Genomic DNA, 20,310 nt, shown 5'->3' on the forward strand with positions numbered 1-20,310 from the left:
GATTTCGATGGAAGCCCATGTCTAGCTGTAGTTATGCCGGGCGACTGGGCAGCGGTCTTGTCCCCCTTGATTGTTATCGATACCATCCGTTCGGTCGCCCGCTCACCCGTCAGGAGTACCTGTGCACTCAACGCCCCGCCCCTACGACCCCGACCCGCGCTATCCGGCCACCGCAGCTGTGCTCACCGGGTGGAGCGAAGCAGTCGCTACCCTGCCCGCCCGGCCGGTCGTGCTCGCCCTGGACGGGCCGGCGGCCCTGGACTGGGACGAAGCCGCCCGAGGGATCGCCACGGCTCTGCGCGACCGGTCCAGGGAGGTCGCCGTCCTCGATGTGCGCGAGCGCTGGTCACCGGCGGCCGTGGAGCGGTTCTGCGTCCCCGAAGCCGAGGCCGACGCGTTCTTCCTGCCGCTCGCCGAGTTCGAGATGGCCGACCTCTTCGACGGCGGACTGTCCCTCGAACGTCCCACGAACGGCGTCCTGCTGGTCTTCGGCCCCGGTGCCGCCCTCTGCTCACCCGATCTCCTCTGGTGGGTGGACCTGCCCAAGCGGTACGCCGAGGCCGCTGTCGCCGCCGGAACGCTGCCGGTGGGCGTCAACCTCGGGCGCCCGCACACGCCGGGCGAACTGCGCAGCCTCTTCTACACGGACTGGCCCGTCACCGACCGTCACCGTGATGCGCTCGCGCCCAGGATCGACCGGTGGATCGACGTACAGGACCCGCAGGCCCCCGCGTCCCTGGACGGCGAGGAGGTCCGCGCCACCCTCGCCACCCTCGCCCGGCAGCCCGTGCGTACCCGTCCCTACTTCAACTCCACCCCCTGGGGCGGCCGGTGGGCCTCGGAGAAGCTCGGCTTCGCACCCGATAACGGCAACACCGCCCTCGGCTACGAGCTGATCGCCCCCGAAGCGGGCGTCCTCGTCGGCCAGGAGGCCGGGGCGCTGGTGGAACTGCCCTTCCAGCTCCTGTGCGTCCTGCACCCCGAACAGTTCCTCGGCGTGGACGTGCACCGGCGCTACGGAACCTCGTTCCCCATCCGCTTCGACTACCTCGACACCGTCGGGGGCGGCAACCTCTCGCTGCACTGCCACCCGCGGGAGCAGTACATGCGGGAGACCTTCGGCCTGCCCTACACCCAGCACGAGACCTACTACGTCACGGCGAGCGAGCCCGGGTCCCGGGTCTTCCTCGGGCTTCGGCAGAATGCGGACGTGGACATCCTGCGCAAGGAGGTGGAGGCGTCGGCGGCGCACGCCACACCGCTGCGCGTCGAGGACCACGTCCAGACGTTCCCCGCGGACCCCGGCCAGCTGTTCATGATCCCGGCCGGCACCCCGCACTCCTCCGGCGCGGGCAACCTCGTGCTGGAGATCAGCGCCACCCCCTACCTCTACTCGCTGCGCTTCTACGACTGGCTGCGCCGCTCCACCTCCGGGGCCCCCAGGCCGCTGTCCCACCGGCACGCCTTCGCCAACCTCGACACCGTGCGGCGCGGCGGCGACGTCGCCGAGGATCTCGTCCAGCGGCCGCGCACCCTGCGCGAGGGGGCGGGGTGGCGTGAGGAGGTCCTCGGCGCGCTGCCCGAGATGTTCTACGCGGTCCACCGCTTCGTCCTCGACGGAACGGGGCCGGCTCACGACGACACCGAGGGCCGTTTCCACATCCTCAACGTCGCCGCCGGCGACGGCGTGGTGGTGGAGACCGCCGACGGCCTGCGCCACGACCTGGCCTTCGCCGAGACCCTCACCGTGCCGGCGGCCGTGGGCGGCTACCGCCTCCACCCCGTCGGCGGACGACCCGTGCAGGTCGTCAAGTCCCTGGTGACACCGTCATGACCCGGGTGCCCGTGCTGGAGATCGGCGGCACCCATGTCACCGCCGCCCTGGTGGACATGGAGACCGGCCTGCCGGTCGCCGATTCCGTCGTCCGCCGACCGGTGTCCGCCGACGCCGGCGCGAGGGAGATCCTCGACTCCTTCACCGAGGCGGCCAGGCTCGTCGCGGCGCCCGATCACGCGCACTGGGGCGTCGCCGTACCGGGACCGTTCGACTACGCGGCCGGCGTCGGGAGATTCCGGGGCATCGGCAAGTTCGAGGCGCTGCACGGTATCGACGTCGGGGCGGAACTGCGCGAGCGGCTGCCGCACCCGCGCGCCGTCAGCTTCCTCAACGACGCGGACGCCTTCGCCATCGGGGAGCACCACAGCGGGGCCGCGGCACGGCGGAACCGGTCCGTGTGCGTCACGCTCGGCACCGGCGTCGGATCCTCCTTCCTGGTCGACGGGCGCCCCGTCACCGAGGGCTCCACCGTGCCGCCAGAAGGCCGGGCCCACCGCATCGTCGTCGACGGACTGCCGCTGGAGGAGGTGGTCTCGCGGCGGGCGATCCGCAGCCGGTATGTCCGGGCGGCAGGTCTCCCCGGGGGAGCCGAGGGCCCGGACGTCAGCGCCATCGCCGCACTGGCCCGCGGAGAGGACCCGCACGCCGCCGCGGCGATCAGCGGGTGCTTCACCACGCTGGGGCGTGCCCTGGCGCCCTGGTGCGCCGTGTTCCGGCCGGACGTCATGGTCGTCGGCGGCTCCATGGCCGCGTCCTTCGACCTCATCGGCCCCGCGCTGCGCGCCGGACTCGCCACCGGGGCCGGGGCCGCCGGGCCGGGAGCGGATGCCCTCGTTGCGGCGATGGACCTGCGTACCGCCCTGCGGCCGGAGGACGCGCCCCTGATCGGCGCCGCCCACTGGGCCCTGGGGCGTCGGCCGGAGGACGACCCCCTGACGTCCCGGCTTGTGCCCCGCGACGCCCACCGAGCGGCCCGGCCGTGAGGAGCCGGCGCGGCCCCTCGACGAGGCGCTGCCCGGCTCCGCCCGCCGGGTCGGACAGAGCCCGTGGCCGGGCACTCTCTACAATGACGGCGCCTGCGGCTCCGGCCGCCCACCGACGACACAGATCCCCTGACGGCACGAAGGAAGGACCGGCTGTGGCGCAGCATCGAGCGCGTGACGTCGCCACGCCGACGATGCGTGACGTCGCCGCCCGTGCCCAGGTCAGCGCGATGACCGTCTCCCGCGTGCTCAAGGACGACCCAGGGGTCACCGAAGCCACCCGGGAGCGGGTGCTGAGCGCCGTCGACGCGCTCGGCTACCGTCGCAACGAAACCGCTCGCCGGCTGCGGGTCGGGGGCAGCGGGATGATCGGCCTGGTCGTCACCAACCTGGCCAACCCCTTCTACTCGCGGCTGGCGCTCGGTGTTCAGGAGGTGGCCTACGAGCACGGACTGCGGGTCCTGCTCGCCAACACCGCCGAACTGGTCGACCGGGAGCGAGGACTGGTGGAGGATCTGGCGTCCCGCCAGGTCGACGGGATGATCGTGGTTCCGGCGGGCGGAAGCCACCGGCACCTGGCACCGGCCGCTCTGCACGGCATGCCGATCGTCCTCGCCTCCCGGCCGCCGTCGGGAATGGACGCCGACTGCGTCCTGGTGGACGACTTCGGCGGAGCGGAGGCGGCCACCGCCCTGCTGATCGAGGACGGACACCGGCGGATCGGGTTCCTGGGGAACCCGCCCGCGCTCTACACCGGCGCCGAACGCTTCCGTGGCTACTGGGCCGCCCATGAGGCGGCCGGCCTGGAGCCGGACGAACGCCATATCCGCCGCGGACCGGCCGACGTGGCCACCGCCGAGCGCGCCGCCGTCGCCCTGCTCGGGACCCCCGACGCCCCCACCGCCCTCTTCTGCACCAACAACCGTCTGACCCAGGGCGCCATCCGTGCCGTCCGTACCCTCGAAGTCCCGGTCGCCCTGGCCGGTTTCGACGACTTCGACCTCGCGGACGTCCTCGGTCTCCCGCTGACGATCGCGTCCTACGACGCCGACGAGATCGGGCGCAGGGCCGGCCAGATGCTCATCGACCGCATCCACGCGGGCCCCGGCACCCCGCTGCCCGCACGACGCTCCGTGGTCCCCACCGAAGTCATCCGGTACGGGATCAACCGACCGTAAGCCCCGCACCGTTCGCCCTTTCCCGGGACACCGCTGCCACGCGACGGGCCGGCGGACGGTTCTGCCGCTTCTCACGCGGAACCTTTCGATGGAGTCTCCATGCACGACGACCGCACACTGACCGAACGCCGGCTCGCCCGGGTACTCGACCAGCGGCTCAGGCCCGCAGTCCACGTCCGCTCCCTCCCGCTGGAAGTGAGCGTCCACCACGTCTGCGGCGAACCGGTCCCGGTGAGCGAGGGAATCGCCGGACCCCACCGGCCGATCAGCACGGGCGAACCCTGGGGCCCGGCCTGGTCCACCAGTTGGTTCAAGATCCGTGGCACCGTCCCCACCGACTGGGCGGGGGAGCGGGTGGAAGCGGTGCTCGACCTCGGCTTCGGCGCCACCCAGCCCGGCTTCTCCGCCGAAGGGCTCGTGTACCGCGCCGACGGCACCCCCGCCAAGGCCCTCAACCCGCGCAACACCTGGCTCCTGGTATCCGAACGGGCAGCGGGCGGCGAGGACTTCACGTTCCACATCGAGGCCGCCGCCAACCCGCTGATCTTCGACTTCGACGCCGCCGGCGACCCCTTCGTCCCCACCGACGCCGGCGCCGTCGCCTCCTGGCTGCGCGCCGACGCCCCCACCGGGCCGGTCGGCGAGCCGCTGTACCGGCTGACCCGCATGGATCTCGCCGTCTTCGACGAGACGGTCTGGGAGCTCGTCCAGGACCTCGACGTGCTGTCCGGGCTGATGCATCAGCTGCCCGAGGACTCCAACCGCCGCAGCCAGATCAGGTTCGCGGTGAGCGCCGCCCTCGACGCGATCGACCTCCAGGACATCGGCGGCACCGCCGGGCGGGCCAGGACGCTCCTGGCTCCCGCGCTCTCCGCGCCCGCGCACACCGGCGCCCACCGCATCTCGGCCGTCGGCCACGCCCACATCGACACCGCCTGGCTGTGGCCGGTGCGCGAAACCGTCCGCAAGGCGGCCCGCACGGTCGCGAACGTGACCGCGCTGATGGACGACCACCCCGACTTCCGGTTCGTCATGTCGCAGGCCCAGCAGTTGGCCTGGCTCAAGGAACAGCGCCCCGAGGTGTACGCCCGGGTCCGGCAGAAGGTGGCGACCGGGCAGTTCCTGCCGACCGGCAGTCTCTGGGTCGAGCCCGACACCAATCTCTCGGGCGGCGAGTCCCTGGTCCGCCAGTTCGTCCACGGCAAGCGGTTCTACCTGGAGGAGTTCGGCGTCGAGACGCGGGACATGTGGCTGCCGGACACCTTCGGCTACAACGCCGCCCTGCCCCAGCTGATGAAGCTCGCCGGCATCGACTGGTTCCTCACCCAGAAGATCTCCTGGAACACCACCAACGCGTTCCCGCACCACACCTTCTGGTGGGAGGGCATCGACGGCTCCCGGATCTTCAGCCACTTCCCGCCCGTCGACTCCTACAACGGCGACCTCTCCGGCGCCGACATCGGCCACACGGAACGCAACTTCCGCGACCAGGGGGCGGCCAACCGCTCCCTGGTGCCGTTCGGCTACGGGGACGGCGGGGGCGGTCCCACCCGCGAGATGCTGGCGCGCGCCGACCGGCTCGCGAGTCTGGAAGGCTCCGCGAAGGTGGAGCTGGAGGGTCCCGCCGACTTCTTCACCAAGGCCCACGAGGAATACCCCGACGCGCCGGTCTGGGTCGGCGAGCTCTACCTCGAGCTCCACCGGGGCACCCTCACCAGCCAGCTCGCCACCAAACAGGGCAACCGGCGCAGCGAACATCTGCTGCGGGAGGCAGAACTGTGGTCGGCCACGGCCGCGGTGCGGACCGGTGAGCCCTATCCGTACGCCCAGCTCGACCGCGTATGGAAGACCGTTCTGCTCCACCAGTTCCACGACATCCTGCCCGGCTCCTCCATCGCCTGGGTTCACCGGGAGACGGAGCAGGCCCACAGGGAGGTCGCCCGGGAGCTGACCGACCTCATCGACACCGCCCAGCGCGCCCTGGCCGGGCCGGCGGACGCCGACGGCGGCGTCGTCGTCTTCAACGCCGCCCCTCACGACCGCGACGAGGTGCCCGCACTCGCCGCCGCCCCTCGCACCGCACCCCCGCGGCCGACAGCCGTACGCCCCGGCCACGAGGGCGGCCTCGTCCTGGACAACGGGCTGGTGCGGATCACGGTCGACGGGCGTGGGCTGATCACATCCGCGTACGACCTGACGGCCGGGCGCGAAGCGCTCGCGCCCGGGGCGGTGGGCAACCTGCTCCAGCTCCATCAGGACTTTCCCAACCAGTGGGACGCCTGGGACGTCGACGCGTTCTACCGGAACACCGTGCAGGACCTCACCCGGGCCGACGAGGTCACGGCCCACGACGACGCCATCGAGGTCGTACGGACCGTCAACCGGTCGCGCATCCGCCAACGGCTGACCCTGCGGGAGGGCGCCCGCCGGCTGGACATCGACACCACCATCGACTGGCGGGAGCGGGAGAAGATCCTCAAGGCCGCTTTCCCGTTCGACCTCCGGGCCGGCAACTCCACCAGCGAGATCCCCTTCGGCCACGTCCAGCGGCCCACCCACTCCAACACCAGCTGGGACGCGGCCCGTTTCGAGATCTGCGCGCACCGCTTCCTGCACCTCGCGGAGCCGGGCTGGGGGGTGGCGCTGGTCAACGACTCCACCTACGGCCACGACGTCACCCACGACGTCCGCCCCGACGGCGGCACGACGACCACCGCCAGGCTCTCGCTGCTGCGGGCCCCGCTCTTCCCGGACCCGGAATCCGACCAGGGCGAACACCGGTTGCGCTACGGCCTGGTGATCGGCGCGGACATCGGCGACGCCGTCCGCGAGGGCTACCGGTTCAACCTCGCCGAACGTACCGTCGCCGGCACGGCCGTGGTCGCCCCGCTGGCCGAGGTCGATCACAGCGGGGTCGTGATCGAGGCGGTCAAGCTCGCGGACGACGGCTCGGGAGACGTGATCGTGCGCCTCTACGAGTCGCTCGGCGGCCGCGCCACGACGGTGCTGCGCGCCGGATTCCCGTGTGCCGCGGCCACGATCACCGACCTGCTCGAACGGCCGGCGGCAGACGGACCCGACCTTCCTGTCACCGCCGACGGCATGACGCTTGCTCTGCGCCCGTTCCAGATCATGACGGTGCGGCTGTCACCGCGCGTCTGACCGACGTACGTCGGGGCGGGCCGAGGGCCCGTCCCGCCGCGCCTGGCCGCCGGTGACCCCCGGTCAGCGGCGGCCGGTGGCCAGGGTGATGAGGAACTGGCCGCCGCCCGGCTCGATGCCGGCGGTCACCGGCAGCCCCGGTACCAGCCGGGAGAACCGGTCCACCAGCCAGTCCGCCGCCTCCTGGGCGTCCCGCCTGGTCGGGCAGCGGCCCACCATCTCGCGGCCCCCCTTGCGCTCCAGCCTTCCGGCAACGCTGATCAGCGGCGCGGGTTCGACCACGTACAGGTGGTCCGGCCAGGCGATGACCACCTTGACCGCGCCCTTGCGGGTGTTGCATCCGCGGTGCGCGAGCCGCTCGGCGACCTTGGCCTTCCGGTCGGCGGTCCGGCTGTCGACGCTGGGCCCCCGCGGGTCGTTCACCGACTCGTCGGGGTCGACCGCTTCGTCACAGACCCAGCATCGCCAGCCGTCGCGCTCGGCCACATCATCAAGGAGACTCATCCGAGCAAACTAGCGTGCCCGGCCGCACCCCGCGTACCAGGGCCCCGGCCGGGCCTCCGCACCGGCCGCCGGGTGATCGTACCCGGCAAGCGGTCACGCCGGGCCGCGCTCGGGCGGGCCGCCCACGACCGTGAGCAGGTCCACGACGAAGATCAGCGTCGAGCCCGCCGGGATCAGCGAAGAGGGGGACTGCTTGCCGTAGCCGAGACGCGGCGGAACGATGATCTCGCGCCGGCCGCCGACCTTCATGCCCCGCACTCCCCGGTCCCAGCCCTTGATGACCCGGCCACCGCCCACGGCGAACTTGAACGGCTGGTCGCGTTCCCAGGAGGAGTCGAACTCCCTTCCGGACGCGAACGTGACCCCTACATAGTGAACCCGGACGACCCTGCCCGGCCGGGCCTCGGGTCCGTCCCCCACCACGAGGTCCCGGATCGTCAGCTCGGTGGGCGCGTCACCCTCCGGAACCTCGATTCCGGGCTTCGTCCGTTCGCTCATCTCGGTCCCCTCGCTCGCCAGCGGAACTTCCCGCACGGGCCGGCCCGACACCGGGACACTCCCCGCGGCAGACGATCACGCTACCGGCCGCGTGCGGCTGCTCGGCCGGTGGGTGACGCACTCGGGGCGGGGATCCACCCGACTGAGCGCGTCGCGGGAGCGGACCGTGTGTCAGACCCGCCTGGGATGCTGCGGGTATGGAGATGACGGTGCAGCTGACGATCGACTGTTCCGATCCGCAGAGGATGGTGACCTTCTGGGCCGAGGCCCTGGGCTATGTGCCCGAGCCGCCGCCGGGCGGGCACGCCACGTGGCGTGCCTACTGGGCGGCGATGGGAGTGCCCGAGGACGAGTTGCCGCCCGGTGCGGGAGATGTGCCGGAGTCGATCATCGATCCCGCGGGCCGTGGACCGAGGGTGTGGTTCCAGCAGGTTCCGGAGCCGAAGGCCGCCAAGAACCGGTGGCACTTCGACCTGAAGGTCGGTGGGGGCCGTGACGTCCCGCTGGAGGTCCGCGCCCAGCGGGTCAAGGCCACGGTGGAACGGCTGGTCGAAGCCGGTGCCACCGTGCTGCGGATCAAGGACGAGCCGGGCATGGGGTTCTACGCCGTCGCCCTCCAGGACCCCGAGGGCAACGAATTCGACGTCGTCTGAGGGCCGTCGCGACGGGGTCGGCCAGGGCCCCTCGTTCGCGGCTGCACCCGGGCGCCGCCGCGTTACTCGCGGTCCTCGGCCTTCACCGGGGGCTGTGCCTCTTCGCTGTCCGCGCCCAGGCTCGCCAGCAGCCGCAGCCCGTCCTCGGTGGGGCTGCCGGGGGCCGCGGACAGCACGAGCAGCTCCCTGCCCGATGCGTCCGGCAGCGCGAAGTTCTCCTGATGCAGTTCCAGCAGTCCGACCAGCGGATGCCGGTACGCCTTGCGGCCATGGGTGCGGGCCCGCACGTCCGCGCGGGCCCAGAGGCGGCGGAAGCGCTCGCTGCCCATCGCCAGCTCGCCGATGAGCGAGGCCAGGCCGGGGTCCTCGGGGTATCGGCCGGCGGCCAGGCGCAGGTGCCCGACGACATCGAGGGTGCAGGACTCCCAGTCCGCGTAGAGGCCGCGCTCGGCCTCATCGAGGAAGATGTGCCGGGCGGTGTTCAGTCCCGGCAGCGGCCGCCCGAAGAGGAGCCCGGCGAGACGGTTCCCGGCCAGGACGTCCAGACGGTGGTCCATGATCAGCGCGGGCGCGTCGGCGACCAGCCCGAGGACGCGCAGCAGTTCCGGCCGGACCTGCCCGCCCGGCGCCTTCGCGCGTCGGCGGCGCTGCCGCGCGAGTCGGCCGAGGTGCCCGCGCTCGGTCCCGTCGAGGCCGAGGACGCGGGCGAGCGCGTCGAGTACCTGCTCGGAGGGCTGGGTCGCGCGGCCCTGTTCCAGGCGTACGTAGTAGTCGACGCTGACTCCGGAGAGGTGCGCGACCTCCTCGCGGCGCAGCCCTTCGACCCGTCGACGGCTGTCGGCCAGAAGGCCGACGGCCGCCGGGCGGACCCGGGAACGCCGGGTCCGCAGGAAGCCCGCAAGATCGTCCATGCCCCCAGTATGGCTCCGGCACGGGCCCGTGAAGGTGGCCCTGCGAGTACCAGGAAGTCCCGTCCGACGGAAGAGCCGCCCCCTGTACGACGCGGCAGCGGCGGCCGAGCATCGGTGGCGGCACACCTTGCCGCATGGTCGAAGGGAACCGTCATGAAGACGCTCATTGTCTACGCCCACCCCGAGCCGCGTTCGCTGAACGGCTCACTGAAGGACCTCGCCGTGTCCACGCTCGAAACCGCCGGGCACGAGGTGCGGGTGAGCGACCTGTACGCGATGGACTGGAAGGCGGTGGTGGACGCGGCCGACTTCGGAGAGCACGCCAGAAGCCCGCTGCGGGTGGTGCCGAGTTCGGCCGGGGCGTACGACGCCGGAGCGCTCACGCCCGACGTGGCGGCCGAGCAGGAGAAGCTGCTGTGGGCCGACACGGTGGTCTTCCAGTTCCCGCTGTGGTGGTACACGATGCCGGCGATCCTCAAGGGATGGGTGGACCGGGTGTTCTCCTTCCACTTCGCGTACGGAGTCGGAGTCCACGACGAGACCCGGTACGGCGAGCGGTTCGGTGAGGGGACGCTGCAGGGGCGGCGGGCGATCCTGTCGGTGACGGTCGGGGGCCCGGAGTCCCACTACACCGATCGCGGGATCAACGGCCCGATCGAGGACCTGTTGTTCCCGATCCACCACGGGATCCTGTACTACCCGGGTCTGGAGGTGCTGCCGCCGTTCGTGCTCCACGGCGCGGACAGGATCACCGGCGGTGACTTCGAGGACGCCGCGAAGCGGTGGAAGGAGCGGCTGCTGTCGCTGGAGACGACCGAGCCGATCGCGTTCCGGCGCCAGAACTTCGGTGACTACGAGATTCCGTCACTGCGGTTGAAGGAGGGCCTGGAAGTGCCGGGCCGCAAGGGTTTCGGCCTGCACGTGCGCGGATAGCCGCCCGGTTGCCCGCCGACGAGGTGCGGTGCGGGGCGGGTTCGGCCGATGGTGGTCCGCGGCCGGGGTTCAGTAGCGTCTGCTCCATGAACGCGCTCGCTGCTCTCGACGCCCTCGTCCGCCTCTGCCCGCCGCCTGCCGATCCGCCGCCCGCGGTGGACTGGGCGCAGGCCGAGCGCGCCGTCGGCGCGGCTCTGCCCGCCGACTACAAGCAGCTCGTCGAGACCTACGGCGAGGGGGTCTTCGACGAGACGATCTGGCTGCTCGTCCCCGGCGCCGCCCACGAGAAGTGCGACCTGCGCGCGCAGACGACGGAACGGGACGAGGTACTGGCCGGACTGTGGCAGGTGGGCGAGGAGAAGCCGGCCGGTCTGCTGGAGCCCGGGGCGCGGATCCTGCCGTGGGGATTCGAGGAGGGCACGGGGGCGTTCCTGTACTGGCTGGCACGCCCCGGCCGGCACCCCGACGAGTGGACCGTGCTCTACAACGAGGGGCAGGGCCCGCTGTGGGAGCCCCACGACCGGGGGAGCCTCGCCTTCCTGCTGGCGGTACTCACAGGAACGGCCGAGACGGAGTACTTCGGCTACTTCTACGACGTGCTGAAGCCGACGGAGCACCGCTTCACGCCGGCCGACCAGATCCTCGGAACGTCCGGGCGCTGACGCGGACCCTGTGTTGACGCTCCGTCACGTCCCGGGAAACACGATGGCGGGGCCACGGCCGAGCTGCGACGATGCGGTGGTTTCCCCAGGGAGGAACCTCTGTTCGTCTTCATGTGCGCCCGGTGCGATGCCGAGCTGACCGTCCCCCTGTCCGAGGTCTGCCTCCCCGCCCATGCCCGTCAGAAGTACGGGAACGGGGCCCAGCTCCCGGTGCTCATGGAGTCGGGGACGTTCGCCGTGGACCTGGCCCCCTGGGGCGGGCCGTGGCGGCAGCGGGACGGGATCGATCCGGACGGGGCGGAGGCGCGCGGCGGCCACGCGCCGGTCCGGTCCCTCTCCGGGCGCACGCCCGGGGCGGTGGTCATCGCCCCCGGCGATATCCGCGGAACCCGGCTCGTCCCCGAGGAGCGCGGCATCGCCTGCTGTGGCCTGGGCGGGGCCGACGGGCCCAACATGGTCTGCGAGGCGTGCGGTCTGCCCGTGGCGACCAGGATCGACGACTGCTCGCTGTGGCAGGCGGTGCGGCTCGGCTCGGACGCGGTGCGCCGCGTCCTGGTCGACGGTGTCCACCCCGAGCCGCTCTCCTGGTCGGAGCTGGCGGAGAGCGGGGAGAGCACGCCCCCGTTCGAGCCGATCGCCACCTGGGGAGGACCGTTCGGCTCGGGCCACTACTGGTCGTGGAGTCCGCAGTGGGAGGCGGCAGCCGGCCGGGCGCTCGCCCACCTGCTGGCGGCCTCCCGGGGGCAGCCGGTGAAGGTCCCGGACGGGATGACGGCGGACGTGTTCCGACGCGCGCTCGACACGCTGCTGCCCGCGGGCCTGCCCACGCGGCGCGCCGTCCTGGCCGGACCGGGAGCACCCTCTCCCGACGCGGACGCCGACATCCTCCTCGTACCGGTCCATCCCCGGACGGGCCGGACCTGGACCCCCGCCGGCCCGGCCGCGTCGGCCTATCCGGTGCCGCTGCCGCTGAGGGTGTGGCGGTGGCTGGTCTCTCCCCAGCCGTACGTTCCGGTTCCCTCGTCGGGCCGCATACCCGAGGACGTCCTGCGCGACGACCCGCTCCCACCGCGCCCCGCCCACCTGTTCCGGGCCGACCGGGAGACGTTCCAGCACACCCTGGTTCGGCTGCCGGCCGTTCACAGCCCATGGATGCGCCCCGTCCTCGAGAACCTCACGCGGTGGAGATCGGTCGACATCTTCTGAAGCGCGTCGCGGAAGACGGTGCCGGGGCAGGGGGTCCGGGTCCGGTGAAACGCGGTCGCTCTCCGGGGCGGTTCTGCCTACGGTCGACCGCATGGCTGACGACTGCTTCGGGCATCCACGACTCGCCGCGATCCACGATCCGCTCGATCCCGACCGCGGCGATCTCGATGCCTACCTCCGGCTGGCGGAAGAGGTGGGAGCGCAGCAGGTTCTGGACATCGGCTGCGGCACCGGGGTGTTCGCCCTGCTCCTGGCCGCCCGCGGGATCGAGGTCATCGGCATCGATCCCGCCCAGGCGCCCATCGACGTCGCCCGCGGCAAACCGGGCAGTGAGCGCGTGCGCTGGATCTGCGGTGACACCGCAGCCCTCCCGCCGCTGCGGGTCGACCTCGCGACGATGACGGCGAACGTCGCCCAGGAAATCGTTGATCCGGGCGACTGGCACAGGACGCTCGATGGAGCCCACGATGCGCTGCGGCCCGGCGGGCACCTGGTCCTGGAGACCCGTGATCCGGGCGGGCGCGCCTGGGAGGCCTGGACCCGGGAGGACTCCCACCACGTGACGGAGATCCCGGGCGTCGGCTCCGTCGAGAGCTGGGTCCAGCTGATCGAGGTGAGCCCGCCTCTGGTGACCTTCCGCTGGACGTATGTCTTCGCAGCGGACGGACAGGTGCTGACGTCGGACTCGACCCTGCGCTTCCGGGAGCGCGAAGAGGTCGAGACGGACCTGGTCAGGCACGGCTACGTGGTGGAGGACCTTCGTGACGCGCCCGACCGGCCGGGCAGGGAGTTCGTCTTCCTGGCCCGACGCGCCTGAGGTCTGCCGATCCGGACCACTGCCCGGGAAGGCGCTCCCGCCGGCGTGCCGCCGGTGCGTGACGGGTATGGCGATGGCTGCCGCGGCCCGGAGCCGTGTGACCCGACGGGCCCTCGGGCAGGCCGACGGCCGGGGCATGGAGCGAGCGGTAACCTGCCCGGATGACGGAGAACACCGGGCAGGAGGTGCGCCGCCCCGCGAACCAAGGGCCCAAGGCCGCTGCCCGCAACCGGGCGGCGCTGATCGACGCCGCCCGGGGGATCTTCGCGGAGCATGGTCTCCATGCGCCGCTTTCCGCCGTCGCCCGCCGGGCCGGGGTCGGACAGGGGGTCCTGTACCGCCACTTCCCCGACCGGACCGCCTTGGTCGAGGCGGTCCTGGAGGAGAACGTGCTGCAGGTCGAGCAGGCGGCCGAGGCCGGGGCGGCGACCTTCAGCGGCCTCCTGGGGGTGCTCACCTGGCACCTCGTGGAGTCGGCCGCCTTCATCGGGCTGCTCCACGGTGAGCAGGCGGGCGGCCGCTCCGGCCTCCGGGAACAGGCGTCGGCACTGTCCGAGCGGGTCCAGGAGTGCCTGCGGGCGCACCTGCCGCGAGCCCACCGGCTGAGGGAGGACGACCTGGAACTCGCCGTCGCCATGGTCGCCGCCACCGTCACCGGCCCCACGCGCAAGGAACGCGAGCACCGGGCGCGGGCCGCCTGGCGGTTGCTCGACGTCGAGGTGGGGCCGGTGCGTCCCTTCAAGGGCTGAACGTGTCGGCGGTCAGCCCCCGTTGGACTGCCGAATGCCCTTCGCGAGCGCCTTGAAGGAGTACAGGTATCCGCCGGCGGGGCCGCTGACGGTCATGTACGCCTTTGTCCCGCCGGGTGTGATGGCGACGTTCGTCGCCGACTCCAGGCCCTCGACCCGGCCGGCCAGCTCGACGGTACCCAGGTGCCTGCCGTGCCGGTCGTACACCGCCATCGCCGGACGGCCGTGCAGCCCCTGGTAGAGGTTGCCGTCCGCGTCCACGGCGATCGAGTCCGTCTGGGCGATCCCGCCGTCGACGCGGATCGCGGTGTGCCGGGAGGTCACCTCGCCGTCCTCGTCCAGACGCAAGTAGGAGATCCGGTTCTCGGTGAGCTCACTGAACCACAGCCCCTGGTGGTCCACGTCGAACGAGATCCCGTTCGGTGCGGCCAACTCCTCGGCCAGCACCGTGACCTTCGCGCCGTCGCGGCTGATGCGCACCACCCGCCCGTGCGCCTCGCCCTCGGTCAGGCCGCGCGAGTCACTGACGTACAGGTTGCCCTCCTTGTCGAAGGCGAGGTCGTCGGGGTTCATCCGCGCCCCGTCGATCTCGCCGGAGAAGAAGGTCTGTGCGTCACTGCCGTCCGGAGCCAGACTCACCACCTCGCCGTGGGCGAAGTCGGTGAGGTAGATCCGGCCGTCGTAGGGACTGAACTGCGCTGACGTGTAAGCCGCTTGACCTTCGGAGCGCACGGTCCGGAACGTCTTGTTCTCGACGTCGACACGGATCACCTTGGGCTTGCCCTCGGGCGCGGTGACGTCGACGACCAGCAGGAGGCCGTCCTCGTCGAAGACCGGTCCCTCCAGCAGGGTCATCCCGGATTCCTCGTGCGGCCGGGTCAGTTGCATGACCTTGTGCGCACGGATCGTCATGTCCGCACCGGAGGAGGAGGCTCGGTCGCCGGGTGTGCCTGTCTGGGTCCCGCACCCGGTCAGGGCCAGAGCGCCGATCGCGACGAACGCTGCCAGGGGTCGTACAGGGAGGTGTCGCACAGGAGTTCACTCTTTCTCTTCGCTGTGCGCGCCGCCGCGCGAGCGGATCGCGGCCGCTCGGCGAGCGGAAGCACGATGGCCGGATCTCGCGGTAGGCCCGCATCTCCTACCGGACAGCACTGTCCGGTAGGGGATACCGTAGCGGTTCGCCGAGCAGGATCGAGGCCCCCCATGGCATCCCCCCGAACCCCCGCCCACGATGAACTCGACGCGCTGAGGGAGCGGTACCGCATCGAACGGGAACGCCGCCTGCGCACGGACGGCAGCAGCCAGTACCGGGCCGCCGAGGCCGAGTTCGGGTACTACGCGGCCGATCCCTACATCGAGGGACCGGCCGAGCGCGACGCGCACCACGGCGCGGTCGACGTCGCCGTGATCGGCGGCGGGTTCGGCGGCGTTCTCGCCGGGGCGCGACTGCGCCGGCAGGGCGTGCAAAGCGTCCAAATCATCGAGAAGGGGGGTGACTTCGGCGGCACCTGGTACTGGAACCGCTACCCGGGCGTCCACTGCGACATCGAGTCGCACGTGTACCTGCCGATGCTCGACGAGACCGGATACGTGCCGGAGTGGAAGTACGCGCCCGGGGACGAGATCCGCCGCCACGTCATGCGGATCGCGCACCAATTCGACCTCTACACCGACGCCCTCTTCTCGACCGGTGTGACGTCGCTGACCTGGGACGAGACATCCGAGGTGTGGCACGTGGCCACCGACCGCGGCGATGTGATCAGGGCCGCGTACGTCATCAACGCCACCGGCACCCTCACCGACCCCAAGCTTCCCGGGATACCGGGGATCGAGGACTTCGGGGGCCACACCTTCCACACCTCCCGATGGGACTACGCCTACACCGGCGGCACCCCGGAGGGCGGCATGACCCATCTCGCGGACAAGAGGGTCGGTGTCGTCGGCACCGGCGCCACCGGGGTCCAGGTCATCCCGCAGCTGGCACAGGACGCCGCGCACCTCTACGTCTTCCAGCGCACCCCCTCCACCGTCGACGTGCGAGCCAACCGCCGAACCGCCGCACAGGACGTCGGCGCCGACCATGACGGCTGGGCACGCGAACGCCGCGAGAACTACCTGCGCATCGTCTCGGGCGAACCCGAAGAGCAGGACCTGGTCGCCGACCAGTGGACCGCCTCGGCGGGCCTGCTGGAGAAGTTGCTGCCGAGCTTCCGCCGCCGGAGCGACCGGAAAGCCTTCGAAGTCGCCTACGAGGCCGCCGACGCGGCCAAGATGAACGAGCTCCGCGCCCGCGTCGAGCAGAGCGTGACCGCTCCGGAGACGGCGGAGAAGCTCAAACCCTGGTACCGCTACGCCTGCAAGCGCCCTGCCTTCTCCGACCTGTACTACCCGGCGTTCAACCGCGACAACGTCACCCTGGTCGACACCACCGACACCCACGGCATCGAGCGCGTCACCGAACGCGGCGTCGTGGTGGGCGACGACATCCTCGAGATCGACTGCCTGATCTTCGCCACGGGATTCTTCGTCGGATCGTCCGGAATCCACTCCGGGAAACTTCCCGTCCACGGCCGGGGCGGCACCCAACTCCTGCACGCCTGGGCCCAGCACGGCCCGCGAACCCTGCACGGGTTCACCAGCCACGGCTTCCCGAACCTGATCCAGATGGGAGCCTTCCAGAACGCGAGCAGCGTGAACTTCACCCACATCCTCGACGAACAGGCCACCCACGCCGCAGCCCTCGTCGCGGCGGCCGAAGCCGGCAACGCGGTCATCGAACCGTCCCGCGCCGCCGAGGACGCCTGGATCGCCCTCCTGGCAGCGGAAGCGCCCGACCACGAGTGGTTCCACGCCGAGTGCACGCCCGGCTACTACAACCGCGAAGGGCGCGGCCGGCCGAACGGGCCCATCGCCTACCCGCACGGTGCCGTCGCCTTCCACGAACTGCTGGCCGACTGGCGCGACCGGTCCGTGGCCGAAGTCCTCCGGCCCAGGACCGCGGCACGCCCCTGACCCGGGCAAGGCGCGTTCCGCCAACAGCAGTCCGGCCTCGCGGTGTTGACCGCGAGGCCGGAAGGCGCCGGTGGATGGTGGAGCGGATCCGGCCGGGCTGGGTCAGACCAGGTCGAAGCGGTCGAGGTTCATGACCTTGGTCCAGGCGGCGACGAAGTCCGTCACGAACTTCTGCCGCGCGTCGTCGCCGGCGTAGACCTCGGCGAGGGCGCGGAGCTCGGAGTTGGAGCCGAAGACCAGGTCGGCCCGGGTACCGGTCCACTTGACCCGGCCCGTCGCGTCGCGGGCCTCGAAGACGTCCTGCGCCGACGACGTCGACTTCCAGGTGATGCCCAGGTCGAGCAGGTTCACGAAGAAGTCGTTGGTCAGCGTGCCCGGACGGTCGGTGAGGACGCCGTGCGTCGAGCCGCCGGTGTTGGCGCCCAGCACGCGCAGTCCGCCGACCAGGACCGTGGTCTCCGGGGCGCTCAGCGTCAGCAGGTTGGCCCGGTCGAGGAGGAGGTACTCGGCGGGCAGGCGGGCGCCCTTGCCGACGTAGTTGCGGAAGCCGTCGTACGCCGGCTCCAGGGCGGCGAAGGACTCGACGTCCGTCTGGTCCTGCGCGGCGTCGACCCGGCCCCCGGTGAACGGGACCTGGACCGCGACGCCGGCGTCCGCCGCCGCCTGCTCGACGGCCGCGTTGCCCGCGAGGACGATCAGGTCGGCCAGCGAGACCTGCTTGCCGCCCCGGGCGTTGAAGGACTCCTGGACGCCTTCCAGGCCGCGCAGGACCTGGGCCAGCTCGTCCGGGTCGTTCGCCTCCCAGCCGCGCTGCGGTTCCAGCCGGACCCGGGCGCCGTTCGCGCCGCCGCGCTTGTCGCTGCCGCGGAAGGACGCGGCCGAGGCCCAGGCGGCCGAGACCAGCTGCGCCGCCGTCAGGTCCGTGGCGCGTACCTGCTCCTTGAGCGCGGCGATCTCCGCCGCGTCCAGGGCCTCACCGGTGCGCGCGGGCAGCGGGTCCTGCCACAGCAGCACCTCGGAGGGCACCTCGGGGCCCAGGTAGCGCTGGACCGGGCCCATGTCACGGTGCGTCAGCTTGTACCAGGCACGGGCGAAGGCGTCCGCGAACTCCGCCGGGTTCTCGTGGAAACGGCGCGAGATCTGCTCGTAGGCCGGGTCGAAGCGCAGGGACAGGTCGGTGGTGAGCATCTGCGGCTTGTGCTTCTTCGACGCGTCGTGCGCGTCGGGGATGGTCGCCTCCGCATCCTTGGCGACCCACTGGTGCGCACCGGCCGGGGACTTGGTCAGCTCGTACTCGTAGGCGAAGAGGTTGTGGAAGAACTCGTTGCCCCACGCAGTGGGGGTGCTGGTCCAGGTCACCTCCAGACCGCTGGTGATGGCGTCCCCGCCCTTGCCCGTCCCGTAGGAGCTGCGCCAGCCCAGCGCCTGCTCCTCCAGCGGGGCGCCCTCGGGGTCGGGGCCGACGCTCTCGGCCGGGCCCGCGCCGTGCGTCTTGCCGAAGGTGTGGCCGCCGGCGATGAGGGCGACGGTCTCCTCGTCGTTCATCGCCATCCGGCGGAAGGTCTCGCGGATGTCGCGGGCGGCCGCGACCGGGTCCGGGTTGCCGTTGGGGCCCTCGGGGTTGACGTAGATCAGACCCATCTGGACCGCGCCGAGCGGGTTCTCCAGCTCACGGTCGCCGGTGTAGCGCTCGTCGTCGAGCCAGGTGGTCTCCGGGCCCCAGTAGACGTCCTCCTCGGACTCCCAGACGTCCTCGCGGCCACCGGCGAAGCCGAAGGTCTTCAGGCCCATGGTCTCCAGCGCGACGTTGCCGGTGAGGATCAGCAGGTCGGCCCAGGACAGCGCCTGGCCGTACTTCTTCTTGACCGGCCACAGCAGACGGCGGGCCTTGTCCAGGTTGCCGTTGTCCGGCCAGCTGTTCAGCGGGGCGAAGCGCTGCTGACCGGCGCCCGCGCCACCGCGGCCGTCGCTGATGCGGTACGTGCCGGCGCTGTGCCAGGCCATCCGGATCATCAGCGGTCCGTAGTTGCCGAAGTCGGCCGGCCACCAGTCCTGCGACGTGGTGAGCACCCCGGCGATGTCCCGCTTCACCGCGGGCAGGTCGAGCCCCTGGAACGCGGCCGCGTAGTCGAAGTCCGCACCGAGCGGGTTCGCGACGGCAGGGTTCTTGGCAAGGATCTTCAGGTTGAGGCGGTCCGGCCACCACTGGCGGTTCCCGCCGCCCTGGGCGGGGTGCGCCGCGCGGCCGTGGGCCACGGGGCAGCCGGCCGCCTGTGCCTCGGGCACCTCGGGGACGGCCGTCTCCGGCGAATCCGGGGTGACGGGATCAAAGGCATGCGACGCGTGGTTCTCGGTCATGAGCAATCCTTCCGGACCCGGCGGGTCGTGGGGGCGCTGAACGGGTGAGGAGGATTCGGCCGTACAGAAGGGGCACGCCGGGGGCTCGCCGCGGGTCGCCCGAACATCTCACGCGCCGCCGGACCGGACGGTCCCGGGCGGTGCGACGAGGACGGCGCTCGGCAGCCGGGCCGCGCTGAGCGGCCGTCCGGCGGTGTCCCGTCACGTGTCTCTGCTGCCGTACCGGAGTCTTCCTGTCTCTTGGATGGCGCCGGGACCGATCCTACGATGGACTTCGTCCAAGTCAAGAAGTGCGCTAAAACCATAATCAACGGGGCGCGGTGTCGTCGGATCCTTCCGGGGCCGCGCGTCCCCCGCGAAGCGGAGCAGGTGAAACGGTATGAGCGACCTCCTTCAACGGCTGCGGGGGCGTGGCTGGCGGCTGACCTCGCAGCGACGTGTCGTCGCCGAGGTCCTCGACGGCGACCATGTGCACCTGACGGCGGACGAGGTGCATCTGCGGGCCGCCGCGCGACTGCCCGAGATCTCCCGCGCGACCGTCTACAACACGCTGGGGGAACTCGTCGCGCTCGGCGAGGTGCTGGAGGTCTCCACCGTGGGCCGGGCCAGGCGGTACGACCCGAACGCGCGCCGCCCCCATCAGCACCTGGTCTGCTCCGGCTGCGGCACGGTCCGCGACGTCCACCCGGACGGCGACGCCCTCGGCGACCTGCCCGAGGCCGAGCGGTTCGGGTTCGCCGTCGGCTCGGTGGAGATGACCTACCGCGGTTTGTGCCCGGACTGCGTCTGACGACCTGCCGAAGAGCCGGGGTGCGACGAGCACGGTGACGGAAGTCCTTGAGCCTCG

17 protein-coding genes are annotated in these 20,310 nt (G+C 71.8%); 12 read left to right on the top strand and 5 right to left on the bottom strand.

The window, feature by feature from the left end; genetic code table 11:
- The first annotated feature begins 121 nt into the window (after window positions 1–121).
- The 4 genes from ACH4UK_RS31075 (at window position 122) to ACH4UK_RS31090 (ending at window position 7,160) form a co-directional block, all read left to right on the top strand.
- On the top strand, window positions 122–1,834 hold the full coding sequence (locus ACH4UK_RS31075) for a hypothetical protein (RefSeq protein WP_398361639.1): 1,713 nt from the start codon (window positions 122–124) through the stop codon (window positions 1,832–1,834).
- Window positions 1,831–2,820, top strand: a complete 990-nt coding sequence (locus ACH4UK_RS31080) for an ROK family protein (protein ID WP_398361641.1) — start codon at window positions 1,831–1,833, stop codon at window positions 2,818–2,820. The genes ACH4UK_RS31075 and ACH4UK_RS31080 overlap by 4 nt, the downstream gene beginning before the upstream one ends.
- 194 nt (window positions 2,821–3,014) lie before the next feature.
- A complete protein-coding gene (locus ACH4UK_RS31085; protein WP_398361869.1) occupies window positions 3,015–3,998 on the top strand; it encodes a LacI family DNA-binding transcriptional regulator in 984 nt (327 codons plus the stop codon).
- A gap of 99 nt (window positions 3,999–4,097) precedes the next feature.
- Complete coding sequence (locus ACH4UK_RS31090; protein WP_398361643.1) at window positions 4,098–7,160, top strand: alpha-mannosidase; 3,063 nt, start codon at window positions 4,098–4,100, stop codon at window positions 7,158–7,160.
- Between the two features lie 63 nt (window positions 7,161–7,223).
- Here ACH4UK_RS31090 and ACH4UK_RS31095 read toward each other — a convergent pair whose 3' ends face one another.
- Together ACH4UK_RS31095 and ACH4UK_RS31100 are read right to left on the bottom strand one after the other, a co-directional pair.
- Window positions 7,224–7,664 (bottom strand): hypothetical protein, encoded by a 441-nt coding sequence (locus ACH4UK_RS31095; protein ID WP_398361644.1) that lies wholly within the window; start codon window positions 7,662–7,664, stop codon window positions 7,224–7,226.
- 93 nt (window positions 7,665–7,757) lie between these two features.
- Window positions 7,758–8,162 carry an FKBP-type peptidyl-prolyl cis-trans isomerase gene (locus ACH4UK_RS31100; RefSeq protein WP_398361646.1) on the bottom strand — a complete coding sequence of 135 codons (405 nt, stop codon included), beginning with the start codon at window positions 8,160–8,162 and terminating at the stop codon, window positions 7,758–7,760.
- 197 nt (window positions 8,163–8,359) lie between these two features.
- Between ACH4UK_RS31100 and ACH4UK_RS31105 the strand changes: the two genes are divergently transcribed.
- Window positions 8,360–8,815, top strand: coding sequence for a VOC family protein (locus tag ACH4UK_RS31105; RefSeq protein ID WP_398361647.1), 456 nt, complete (start codon window positions 8,360–8,362; stop codon window positions 8,813–8,815).
- Between the two features lie 62 nt (window positions 8,816–8,877).
- Here the strand turns inward: ACH4UK_RS31105 and ACH4UK_RS31110 are convergent, their stop codons facing one another.
- Window positions 8,878–9,726 carry a helix-turn-helix transcriptional regulator gene (locus ACH4UK_RS31110; protein WP_398361649.1) on the bottom strand — a complete coding sequence of 283 codons (849 nt, stop codon included), beginning with the start codon at window positions 9,724–9,726 and terminating at the stop codon, window positions 8,878–8,880.
- A gap of 153 nt (window positions 9,727–9,879) precedes the next feature.
- On the opposite strand from ACH4UK_RS31110, the gene ACH4UK_RS31115 reads away from it, so the two are divergent.
- From ACH4UK_RS31115 to ACH4UK_RS31135, 5 genes are all read left to right on the top strand, one after another.
- A complete protein-coding gene (locus tag ACH4UK_RS31115; RefSeq protein ID WP_398361651.1) occupies window positions 9,880–10,659 on the top strand; it encodes an NAD(P)H-dependent oxidoreductase in 780 nt (259 codons plus the stop codon).
- A gap of 86 nt (window positions 10,660–10,745) precedes the next feature.
- Window positions 10,746–11,321, top strand: a complete 576-nt coding sequence (locus ACH4UK_RS31120; protein WP_398361653.1) for a hypothetical protein — start codon at window positions 10,746–10,748, stop codon at window positions 11,319–11,321.
- A gap of 111 nt (window positions 11,322–11,432) precedes the next feature.
- The gene (locus ACH4UK_RS31125) at window positions 11,433–12,527 is read left to right on the top strand and encodes a hypothetical protein (protein WP_398361655.1); all 1,095 of its coding nucleotides are present in this window, start codon (window positions 11,433–11,435) and stop codon (window positions 12,525–12,527) included.
- A gap of 91 nt (window positions 12,528–12,618) precedes the next feature.
- Window positions 12,619–13,344: a class I SAM-dependent methyltransferase gene (locus ACH4UK_RS31130; RefSeq protein ID WP_398361656.1), complete on the top strand. Its 726-nt coding sequence runs from the start codon at window positions 12,619–12,621 to the stop codon at window positions 13,342–13,344.
- A 161-nt stretch (window positions 13,345–13,505) separates the two neighbouring features.
- On the top strand, window positions 13,506–14,093 hold the full coding sequence (locus ACH4UK_RS31135) for a TetR/AcrR family transcriptional regulator (RefSeq protein ID WP_398361658.1): 588 nt from the start codon (window positions 13,506–13,508) through the stop codon (window positions 14,091–14,093).
- A 12-nt stretch (window positions 14,094–14,105) separates the two neighbouring features.
- Here ACH4UK_RS31135 and ACH4UK_RS31140 read toward each other — a convergent pair whose 3' ends face one another.
- Complete coding sequence (locus ACH4UK_RS31140) at window positions 14,106–15,125, bottom strand: SMP-30/gluconolactonase/LRE family protein (protein WP_398361660.1); 1,020 nt, start codon at window positions 15,123–15,125, stop codon at window positions 14,106–14,108.
- Window positions 15,126–15,296: 171 nt separating this feature from the next.
- Here ACH4UK_RS31140 and ACH4UK_RS31145 point away from each other — a divergent pair, with 171 nt between their 5' ends.
- Entirely contained in the window at window positions 15,297–17,105 is a 1,809-nt protein-coding gene (locus ACH4UK_RS31145) for a flavin-containing monooxygenase (protein ID WP_398361662.1), read from the top strand.
- A 102-nt stretch (window positions 17,106–17,207) separates the two neighbouring features.
- On the opposite strand, the gene katG is transcribed toward ACH4UK_RS31145, so the two are convergent.
- Window positions 17,208–19,463, bottom strand: a complete 2,256-nt coding sequence (gene katG, locus ACH4UK_RS31150) for a catalase/peroxidase HPI (RefSeq protein WP_398361664.1) — start codon at window positions 19,461–19,463, stop codon at window positions 17,208–17,210.
- 379 nt (window positions 19,464–19,842) lie between these two features.
- Here katG and ACH4UK_RS31155 point away from each other — a divergent pair, with 379 nt between their 5' ends.
- Window positions 19,843–20,253 (top strand): Fur family transcriptional regulator, encoded by a 411-nt coding sequence (locus ACH4UK_RS31155; protein ID WP_398361666.1) that lies wholly within the window; start codon window positions 19,843–19,845, stop codon window positions 20,251–20,253.
- Window positions 20,254–20,310 lie beyond the last annotated feature (57 nt).

The organism is Streptomyces sp. NPDC020884 (assembly GCF_044333935.1).
In the GTDB taxonomy this organism is placed as follows: Bacteria; Actinomycetota; Actinomycetes; order Streptomycetales; family Streptomycetaceae; genus Streptomyces.

Excerpts from the sequence above, each read along its gene's own strand:
- ACH4UK_RS31145 (WP_398361662.1), top strand. The coding sequence starts at position 15,297 with ATGGCATCCCCCCGAACCCCCGCCCACGATGAACTCGACGCGCTGAGG.
- ACH4UK_RS31120 (WP_398361653.1), top strand. The coding sequence starts at position 10,746 with ATGAACGCGCTCGCTGCTCTCGACGCCCTCGTCCGCCTCTGCCCGCCG.
- ACH4UK_RS31085 (WP_398361869.1), top strand. The coding sequence starts at position 3,015 with ATGCGTGACGTCGCCGCCCGTGCCCAGGTCAGCGCGATGACCGTCTCC.
- ACH4UK_RS31135 (WP_398361658.1), top strand. The coding sequence starts at position 13,506 with ATGACGGAGAACACCGGGCAGGAGGTGCGCCGCCCCGCGAACCAAGGG.
- ACH4UK_RS31125 (WP_398361655.1), top strand. The coding sequence starts at position 11,433 with ATGTGCGCCCGGTGCGATGCCGAGCTGACCGTCCCCCTGTCCGAGGTC.
- ACH4UK_RS31090 (WP_398361643.1), top strand. The coding sequence starts at position 4,098 with ATGCACGACGACCGCACACTGACCGAACGCCGGCTCGCCCGGGTACTC.
- ACH4UK_RS31095 (WP_398361644.1), bottom strand. The coding sequence starts at position 7,664 with ATGAGTCTCCTTGATGATGTGGCCGAGCGCGACGGCTGGCGATGCTGG.
- ACH4UK_RS31155 (WP_398361666.1), top strand. The coding sequence starts at position 19,843 with ATGAGCGACCTCCTTCAACGGCTGCGGGGGCGTGGCTGGCGGCTGACC.
- ACH4UK_RS31100 (WP_398361646.1), bottom strand. The coding sequence starts at position 8,162 with ATGAGCGAACGGACGAAGCCCGGAATCGAGGTTCCGGAGGGTGACGCG.
- katG (WP_398361664.1), bottom strand. The coding sequence starts at position 19,463 with ATGACCGAGAACCACGCGTCGCATGCCTTTGATCCCGTCACCCCGGAT.
- ACH4UK_RS31105 (WP_398361647.1), top strand. The coding sequence starts at position 8,360 with ATGGAGATGACGGTGCAGCTGACGATCGACTGTTCCGATCCGCAGAGG.
- ACH4UK_RS31130 (WP_398361656.1), top strand. The coding sequence starts at position 12,619 with ATGGCTGACGACTGCTTCGGGCATCCACGACTCGCCGCGATCCACGAT.
- ACH4UK_RS31110 (WP_398361649.1), bottom strand. The coding sequence starts at position 9,726 with ATGGACGATCTTGCGGGCTTCCTGCGGACCCGGCGTTCCCGGGTCCGC.
- ACH4UK_RS31115 (WP_398361651.1), top strand. The coding sequence starts at position 9,880 with ATGAAGACGCTCATTGTCTACGCCCACCCCGAGCCGCGTTCGCTGAAC.
- ACH4UK_RS31080 (WP_398361641.1), top strand. The coding sequence starts at position 1,831 with ATGACCCGGGTGCCCGTGCTGGAGATCGGCGGCACCCATGTCACCGCC.